This window comes from Candidatus Chloroploca mongolica, assembly GCF_004762035.2.
In the GTDB taxonomy this organism is placed as follows: domain Bacteria; phylum Chloroflexota; class Chloroflexia; order Chloroflexales; family Chloroflexaceae; genus Chloroploca; species Chloroploca mongolica.
Genome location: NZ_SIJK02000126.1, coordinates 1 through 4971 on the forward strand (window position 1 = coordinate 1; position 4971 = coordinate 4971).

Consider the following 4971-nt stretch of genomic DNA (forward strand, 5'->3'; position numbering starts at 1 on the left):
CGGATCAGTGTAGTTCAAGGGGTTGGCCTGGACGTAGAGGTAGCGGTTGAGGCTGAGCAGGTCGCGGTGATCCACCGACCATGGGTCGGGGGTGAGGAAGGTGCCCGTTGGGGCGTCGTAGTAGCGGTTGCGGGCGTAGGTCAGGCCGGTGTAATAGTCGTACTGGTGCCCGGTGTAGCTGTCGCCGCCAGCAGGGAGGATGTCGGCTGGGGCCTCGAGCTCGCCGTATGCGCTGTAGCGCATCAGCGTGTCGCCGTTGAGCACCCCGGCTGGCGTGGTGGCCCCGAGCGCACTGCCCAGGCGATCCCGCTGATAGTAGCTGAGTTCCCCGTTGGCGCTGCTCGCGCCGATGCGCTGCAAGGGGTTGGCATAGAGGTAGTGCTGTGCGTCGCCTGGCGCAAGGGTGGTGTATTCCAGCAGGACATCCCACCCGCGACTGTCGTCGTAGCGCGTGCGGCGAATGATTGAGGCGCCGTTTGCGGCCGCTATCGACTCATGATGGACACGCCGTCCGTCACCGTCATAGCCGTAACGCTCGAAGAGTCCATCACGGAGGGTGGCGTTGTCACCGCTCAGATCGCTGATCCGGGCTTCGATCAGGCGTCCCGCCGGATCATAGGTGTAGCGTGCCTCCTCATGTGGGCGGAACATGCCGCTCCGGTTCCCATCCAGATCGTACGTATAGGTGGTGACGCCCGTCTGGCTATCGCGCACGCTCAGCAGTTCGTTGCAACAGCTGTAGGCGAAGGTTCGCTGGTACGTACTGGTGAGGTTGGCGGTCATGCGCACGCCCGCTTCACTGAGCCGGTTGCCCGCCGCATCAAACTGGTACGCGGTGGAGGTGCCATCGCTTCGGCTCGTTGCGATCAGGCGATCCAGCGCATCGTAGGCATAGGTCGTGAGCCAGACGCCCTGTGGCAGGCTCTCTTCCTCGCGAATCACTCGATTGAGGTCATCGTAGGTCGAACTCTGGCGGGCCAGGCGAACGCCAGCCGCATCACGCTGGATCAGCAAGGTTTGATTGCCGACGGCATCGTAGCGTTGCTCGACCACGACGCCATTGGCCTGGTTCGTTCGGATGGGACGGTTCAGCGCATCCAGGATGATCGTCGTTACGCCGCCATCCGGGGCGATGATCTGCCGAAGCGCACCATCATCGTTGTACTGGTACGCGGCCTCGCTCCCATCCGGGTAGGTGAGTTGGGTGCGCTGGCCCAGCGCATTATAGGCAAGGCGGATGGTGAGGCTTGTCGGATCGGTGCTGGCGATCAGCCGATTCAGGGCATCATACTGATACGTCGTTTCGCCGTAGGTGTCTGCCATCGCAAGGCGATTGCCGTTGGCATCGTAGCGATAGGCAACCGCGTCGCCCCCATCGTAGGTGGTGGTGAGCAGACGGTTGAGCGCATCATAGGTTGATGCGGTGCTCCGGCCACTCGGTGGGACGGTACGCACCAGGTTGCCGACCGGATCGTAGATGTAGGTCCAGGTTCGCGTGGTGACCGTGCTGGCGTGCAGTCTTGGTGCTGGCGACACAGACACGTGGCGTTCACCAGGGCGTACCGATGCCGTGGTTGGGTCAACTTGAATGAAGGGGAGCCAGATGATGCGGCCTGGAACGACGTGCTCGGTCGTCGTGTAGGGATGGGAGCGGCGCACGAGTTGGTTGCGCTGATCATAGGTGAGCGTGAGTTGAAACCCAGTGCCATCGGTTTCGGTGAGCATATTGCCGACGGCATCATAGGTGTAGCGTTGTGTGGTGCCATCCGGGCCGCGCACTGCGAGCAACCGTCCCAAGGCATCGTAGCTCATCGTGGTCGTCTGGCTCAACGCATCCGTCTGGCTAATCATCCGCCCCAACCCATCGTAGGCGTCCTGCGTCACGCGCCCGAGTGCATCGGTGGTGCGGATAGCGCGTCCGAGCGCATCATAGGTCGTCAGGGTGGTCTGGCTCAGCGCATTGGTCGCGCTCACGACCCGTCCTTCAGCATCATAGCCCATGCGGGTGTGGTTGCCCGCGGGACTGATCGTCGCGATGGTGCGGCCAAGCAGATCGTAGACCATCCGGGTGGTCTGGCTCAATGCGTTGGTACTCGCCACCATCTGGTTGCGGGCATCATACGTCGAAACGGTGTGTCCGCCCAATGGATCAACCGATGCGATCCGATTGCCGACGGCATCATAGACCATCGTCGTGGTCGCACCATTGAAATCGGTCGTCGTCTGCACATGCCCACGCGGATCATAGGTCGTCGTGCTCCGGTTGCCATGCGGGTCGATCTGCGCCGTCTGCCGTTGCAATAGGTCATACGTGTAGTGGGTCACGGCTCCACGCGCATCCTGGCGGGCCTGTAGTTCCCCACTGAGACTGTAGGTCATCAGGGTAGTGAAGCCCAACGCATCCGTGATGACGATCTGACGGCCCACGGCATCAAAGCCTGATTGCGTGATGGCCCCATTGGGTTCCTGCTGGGCGATCAGATTATCCGCCAGATCATAGGTGAAGATCCGCGTAAAGCCGAGCGCATCCTGGGTCGCAATGCGGCGTCCCACCTGATCATAGCGCACGATATCCGTTGCACCCAGGGCATTTGTGGTCGTCACGACGCGCCCCATGGCATCGTACGCCATCGTGGTCACGAACCCAAGGGCATCGGTGATAACGGTCTGGCGCCCGAGCATATCGTAGCCGAAGTGGGTCACGGCACCGAGGCGATCCCGCCGGTTGAGCAGATTCCCCTGGGCATCGTAGGTCATCATGGTTGTCTGACTGAGCGCATCGGTTTCGCTGATGACCCGCCCCAAGCGGTCGTACCCATAACTGGTCACGGCTCGCAGGGGATCGATCTGCTGGATCAGGCGGTCATTGGCATCATAGACCGACCTGGTGGTGTGCCCACGGGCATTGGTGGTTGCCAGGCGATTGCCAACCCCATCATACTGATGCACGGTCGTGAAACCGAGGGCATCCGTGGTCGTGATAACCCGCCCCAGCGCATCATAGGCCGAACGGGTCACGGCCCCGAGCGGATCAACCTGGGCGATGAGCCGCCCGGCGGCATCGTAGGTCGAGGTGGAGACGGCACCATTCGCCAACATACGCTGGGTCGCCCGCCCCAGTGGGTCAAGCACCAGGCGCACCGTCGCCGAGAGAGGATCAACGGTCTGGATGACGCGTCCTGCCGCATCGTAGACCGTCTGACTGAGCGCCAGACCGTCTGCGCAGACAGAACAGGGGCGGGCGACCGTCGTTTGGCGTCCGGCGGCATCATAGCGGTAGAACGTGGTTCGTCCCAGGGCATCGGTTTCGCTGATGACGCGGCCGTTCAGATCATACGCAAAGCTCGTGACGCTCCCATCAGCTTCCTGACGTGCGACGACCTCACCGGCAGCGTTGTAGGTGATCACGCTGGTGAAACCGAGGGCATCGGTAACGACTGTCTGGCGACCCAGCGCATCATACGCATACTGCGTCACCGCGCCAGCATAATCCTGGTCGGCAATCACGCGGTCATAGACATCATAGGTGATCGTGCGGGTAAAGCCATTGCCATCGGTCTGGAAACGCAGGTTGCCCATCGGGTCATAGGCAAAGGTCACGGTGGTGCTGAGGGGGTCAACCGAAGCGATCAACCGATTTTGGGCATCGTATTGCGAGGTTGCCACACGGCCCTCAGCATCAATGTACTGCCTGACATTGCCCTGGTCATCGTAGATCATCTGGGTCACGAAGCCGAGCGCATCGGTGATGACCGTACGCCACCCCAGTTCGTTGGAGCCATACCTGGTTTCGGCGCCAAGCTCATCGCGCTCAACGATCAGGTTGCCGCGTTGATCATAGGTATAGTGGCGCTCATACCCGAGCGGATCACGCGTACGGATCAAGCGATCCTGGGCATCGTAGGTATACCCCCAGGTTGCACCGAGCGGATCTGTCATCGTGAGTCGATTATTGCGCCCGTCATAGGTGTAGCGCGTCGTTTCACTGAGGGGATTCGTTTGCGTGAGCAGATTGTCATGGGCATCAAAGGTAAAACGCCAGACGCTCCCATCCGGCTCGGTTCGACGGGTGATGTTGCCCCGTGCGTCGCGGGTATACCGCGTTTCGCGTCCCAGCTGATCGCGCATCGCCATCACGCGTCCATCCGCGTCGTACGTATGGGTCACCGTAAAGCCGAGCGTATCAGTAAAGACTCGTTCCCCACTCAGATCGGTACTGGTCACGGGCACAGCATACTGGAAGAAACTCGGCTGATCAGCGGCATCGTATTGCTCCACCACCCGGCCCTGGTCATCATAGACATTGCGGACAAAGGCCGTCCCATTTGGATCATGAATGGCGGTGACCCGATGCTGGTCGTCGTAGTGGTAGGTGTAGACAGCACCATCAGGCATCGTTACCGCGATCAGATTGTCTTCGGCGTCATAGGCATAGTCAACCGCACGCCCACGACTCGATGCGATCTGGGTAATCAGGTCGTCGCGATAGGTGATCGTCAGACTTACGCCACTTGAGTGGCTGATCACGGTGGGGCGATCATCAGTGCGTTGAATGGTGATCGTTGCCGGGTACGGATGGCGCAGTTGATCGATCTGACCATCTGCCGCAAAATGATAGGCCGTCTGGTCGGGCATCGTCAGGATGGCCGCGCCATCCGGTGCCCGCACGAGTTCACCCTGCTGGAAGCCTTGAGGGAGGTACACCCCGGCGAGATTTGTCGGGTCAGTTGGATCAATCGTGCCTAGGTAGTAGCCAATTTGCGCATCTGCAAAGCGCACCAGGGCCGATTTATCGTCGCGCCAGGTGACGTGCATGTCAGCGAGCCAAGACGAGCCATGGCCAAACGGGCCGACAACGCTATCCGCGTCAAGGGCGTTGTACCAGCGGGTGACCTCGAGCGGCAGCCCAGGCGTGGCTTCCCGCAGATCCGGGAAATCATAGAAATAGTTGCCGGTAGCGGTATTGACGGG

The 4971-nt window shown here is 61.0% G+C and carries 1 protein-coding gene; it reads right to left on the minus strand.

The window, feature by feature from the left end; all coding sequences use genetic code 11:
* The coding region (locus EYB53_RS24935; protein WP_135482262.1) for an RHS repeat-associated core domain-containing protein at window positions 1-4971 on the minus strand (4971 nt) is incomplete at both ends.